Source organism: Halomonas cibimaris (genome assembly GCF_039537045.1).
Lineage (GTDB): Bacteria > Pseudomonadota > Gammaproteobacteria > Pseudomonadales > Halomonadaceae > Vreelandella > Vreelandella cibimaris.
Window position 1 is genome coordinate 1 of record NZ_BAAAZT010000024.1, and the last position, 4,088, is coordinate 4,088.

Sequence of the window (4,088 nt, forward strand, 5' to 3'; positions counted from 1 at the left end):
TTTGAATTCGTCAGAGTACCGACGTCGCGTCTTCTTGGTCATGAACACCTCCAATGCCTCCAGTATGAGGCTTACCGGGGTGTCCGCTCCAATTAGACCAGTTCAAGCCCATGTCGAGGCCGACGACGCTTGAGGCGTCGAGGTCTTGCAGACGTTCCGGGGCGTCCTGCCCCGTTTCAAACAGCAGCGCGGCGTAGTGCTTGCCGGTGACGGTGCGAGACAGCGCGATGCTCTTGAGCTTGCCGTCCATAGGGCGGTGAATACGCGCCTTCATGGCTTTAATCTTCGGCACCTTGATCCAGTTGTCGCCGCTTTTAACGCCGACGCAGTGGTAACTCGACTGCCGACCTCGCTTGCTTTTGAAGCGCGGGTAACCGGCTTTTTGTTTGGGGTCAAAGAAACGCTGGAACGCCTGGTCGAGATGGAGGCACGCCTGTTGAAGGGCAATGGAATCCGCCTCTTTCAACCAGCCGTACTTTCGAGACTTTTTCGCCACGGGCAATAGTTTCTTGATGTCATGTTTGGCATTCAATGACTGGCCGTGACGCTTATAGCGATGGGACATGATGCGAAGGCCGGTATTGTACACAAAGCGCACCGAACCGAACTGGCGGTTCAGTAAATCCGCCTGTTCGGTGGTGGGGTAAATACGTACTTTGATGGCCTTCAGCATGTCAGTGCTCACTGCTACAATGCCTATAAATTAAGGTATAAAACGGAGAAAAGCAAGTGAGTGTACCAGAAGGCTACCGACCAGGTAGGCACAGCGTCACGCGGCTGGTTGTTCACCTCATCTTCACAACGAAGTATCGCCGCAAGGTGTTCGACGGCTACATGATCGGCCAGCTTCGGGAGGCGTTTGAGTCTGCTTGTGAAAAGCTCGACTGCCGCATCCTTGAGTTCGATGGCGAGCAAGATCACGTCCATTTGCTCGTGGAATATCCGCCGAAGCTGTCGATCAGCGTACTGGTCAACAACTTGAAGTCCACGTCGTCTCGACGCGTGCGTTATCTGAATACGCATATCCCGCGTTTGAGCAAAAACGCCGCGCTGTGGTCGCGGTCGTATTTCGCCTGTAGTGCAGGCGGCGCCACTATCGAGACGCTTAAAGCCTATGTTCAGGGGCAGAAAACACCAGAATAGAACTGCTTCGCAGTTCCCGCTTGTATCTCCGCCCGCATTGGGGCGGAGGTTTACGCGGATTTTTGCTAACCTTCGTACACAGCCGCAGTGCTTAATTCGAACGCCACAAGGAGCCAGGGATGCCAGCGAATGAAAGCACAGGAAGCATGTACAGCCTGCAAGCTATGCTCTCTCGAATAGATCGAGATAAAGCGCGGATCGATAGCCATAGGCCGTTGCCTAAACACACTGCTGCTTCCCTGCGCGAACACTTGGCTCTGGAATGGACGTACAACTCCAACGGCATTGAGGGCAACACCCTTACGCTACGTGAAACGAAAGTGGTGCTGGAGGGGATCACCGTCGGCGGCAAGACGATGCGTGAGCACCTCGAAGCCATCAACCACCGGGATGCGATTGAGTTTCTTGAAATGCTGGTCGCAGAGCCCACGCCAATCTCTGAGCGTGATATCAAGGATCTGCACGCGTTGGTGCTGCGGGGCATAGATAGTGACGAAGCGGGCCGATATCGCCGTGAAAACGTCCGTATTACGGGCGCCAGCACCACCCCGCCTGACTTTCTGCATGTCGAGGAGGCGATACAGCGACTGCTATCCTGGACGCATAGCCAAACGGGATACCATCCCGTACGCCATATAGCGGAGCTACATACTCGATTTGTCGAGATTCACCCCTTCATAGACGGCAATGGCCGAACGGGACGCTTGCTCATGAATTGCGAGTTAATGAAAGCAGGCTATCCTCCGTCCATCATTCGCGTAAATGAACGGCTCGACTATTACGACGCGCTGGATACCGCCTGTACCACCGGTGATTATGACGCCATCGCTCGATTGGTTGGACAGGGGGTCGAGCGAAGTATGGCGGCTTACTTGGAGCTTCTGGAGCCGCCACAACCAAACCCTTCATGTCAGCCACCTCTGCCTAAAGGCAGAGGTGGCTGACGATCCAGTCTGCAAAGTAGGGATCTTCTAGTTCGTAGTATGGAAGAGCGTGATGTCGAGTATCTGAGCCGACTGCGCAGCAATAAACCTCTTCAGACGCTGGCAGCACCTTATCTCAAATGGCCACCCGGTCGTCTCCCGGAGCAGCACCGTGAATGGTGCCATGATCTTGAATACCTGGCCGACAAATGGCTCCAGCCAACGCTGTGTCGTGCTGGTGGTTCAGGAGTGCTCCGACGACCTGTTGCTCCACGCCTTCTTCCTGGTCCCTAACCTGAGTCGGTGCCATGGCCACCGAATAAGGTGCTGTCGCTATATCACAGGCTTGGCAGCGCCGGGGCGCACATGGGCGAGGTTAAATCGGCGCTTGATCTTCATCGCTCGTCGACCGATCGCGGTGCTTCCACGATGCAGGATGTCATGGATCGAAACGAAGCCAGCCTGCTGCTGAGCCTTTATGCTTATCAGATGCTGCATGGCCTGCGCTGTCTGCTGGAACAGCTCGGCAGGGCTGAAGCATGATACGGATGCGTGAGCAGGTCCTCAAGGTGGCCGCTACGCTGATCCTGCACGCCCGACGTATCACCATTCGCCTTGGCGCTGGCTGGCCAGCGAATAGAGCCATTACAGGAAGGCGTCCACGGCGATAATTTTTCATCCATGGGGCCTCCTGTGTTGTCCTCTTCTAGTAAAGCCTTGATTATAAAGGAAAAAACCGCCATTCGTGTTTTCAAGATGCTCTCATGAATAAATGTAGTTGAAGGGGTTGACAAGAAAGGAGGAGGTAAGTAGTTTCTGAAAGGTAACTCGCTAATAGAAAGCTTCGGCCGCTATTAGCCTAGCTGCGTCAAGTACAGCTGATGTAACTATGTTTTCAATGTTGCGTAATGCAGCGTGAACTCATGCCTAAATTGCCCAATCTAGCTCAGAAAAATGGCTAATTGGCGCGTCAATATAGTTGTGTCTGTAGCAAATGAACATCATGTTGCGGCTCAACTGCACTGAAATATATGTCTTGCAGCGTTCTGCCTGCACTCATATGCATTGAATCGACGTTTTTGAACGGACGAATCCGTTCAGCGTAACGTTGATTTATTGAATTAGCTCAATGCACACGAAAAGCATGATTGCAAAAGCAATGCGCTTCTGCAGTCAATGCTTTTTTGCGTCTGTGTTTTGCTCAAGTCTAAACGCTTCTCGCAAGCGAGACTGTTTATAAATATAAACTTATATACTTGTTTTGGTTTATATCAAAACAGCGGGGAAGTCTTTTTTAATATTTCAGTGTAGGGCAGAGCAGCATGAGTCATAAAGTTACAATTCAGGTTTTGCCGGGTATTAGTTGTTTTATCACGGTTCAGCAGATTGAAAGGTCAGTGCATGAGCTGCTGAACACATCCGACTTACTGACTAACAAAAGTCTTACAAATGTTCGGCTTAGTCATCCGCCCATCGCTATGTTAAAAGAAGGGGGTGGTGAGCAGCTTCTGAACAAAAGTTCGCTGATTCATCAGGTGAAGTGTTATAAAGGTGTTAATAAAAAAGCAGTAATGCCTCATAGTTTGATGACATATGCTATTGATCCTGAAGAGTACGATAAAGAAGAAGTCGTTTTATATCAGTTTTTGTTTTCTCAGCTAGAGCTCCTGGGTTATCAAAAAAAGATAGGAAAAAATATGCTTTGGGAAACGGTGATGCGGAAGATAGAAAGTGATAGCTACTTAAAAAGTATTATTGAAGACAAGCTTTTTGATGGAGAGTCGTTGGCTCCGCGGCATTACCAGAGCTTATTTTCTCCGCTGTGCTTGAGCCCAAGTTCTATTAATCATAAGGTTTCAGATGTCCGGTATGGAAAATCAGTGGAGAACGGAAAAGACAGCAAAGGAGCATCAGTGGATCCCGGCTTATTCATGAGGCTGGCTTGAAAATAAAGATGGCGAGGGGTTTCTCTTGTAGAATCAGGATGTTCCAGCCAGAACTTGATTCAAGAGGACCTCTCGC

At 50.7% G+C, this 4,088-nt stretch carries 4 protein-coding genes and 1 pseudogene; 4 read left to right on the forward strand and 1 reads right to left on the reverse strand.

Going from position 1 to position 4,088, the window contains the following annotated elements:
* Positions 1 to 10: 10 nt before the first annotated feature.
* A complete protein-coding gene (locus ABD654_RS03395; protein WP_344702312.1) occupies positions 11 to 673 on the reverse strand; it encodes an RNA-guided endonuclease InsQ/TnpB family protein in 663 nt (220 codons plus the stop codon).
* Positions 674 to 729: 56 nt separating this feature from the next.
* On the opposite strand from ABD654_RS03395, the gene tnpA reads away from it, so the two are divergent.
* The 4 genes and pseudogenes from tnpA (at position 730) to ABD654_RS03415 (ending at position 4,012) form a co-directional block, all read left to right on the forward strand.
* Entirely contained in the window at positions 730 to 1,143 is a 414-nt protein-coding gene (gene tnpA / locus ABD654_RS03400; protein ID WP_344702314.1) for an IS200/IS605 family transposase, read from the forward strand.
* Between the two features lie 119 nt (positions 1,144 to 1,262).
* The gene (locus ABD654_RS03405; protein ID WP_344702316.1) at positions 1,263 to 2,087 is read left to right on the forward strand and encodes a Fic family protein; all 825 of its coding nucleotides are present in this window, start codon (positions 1,263 to 1,265) and stop codon (positions 2,085 to 2,087) included.
* A 48-nt stretch (positions 2,088 to 2,135) separates the two neighbouring features.
* Positions 2,136 to 2,737 (forward strand): annotated as a pseudogene (locus ABD654_RS03410) (transposase); the annotation flags it as partial.
* Positions 2,738 to 3,388: 651 nt separating this feature from the next.
* Entirely contained in the window at positions 3,389 to 4,012 is a 624-nt protein-coding gene (locus ABD654_RS03415) for a hypothetical protein (RefSeq protein ID WP_344702319.1), read from the forward strand.
* Positions 4,013 to 4,088 lie beyond the last annotated feature (76 nt).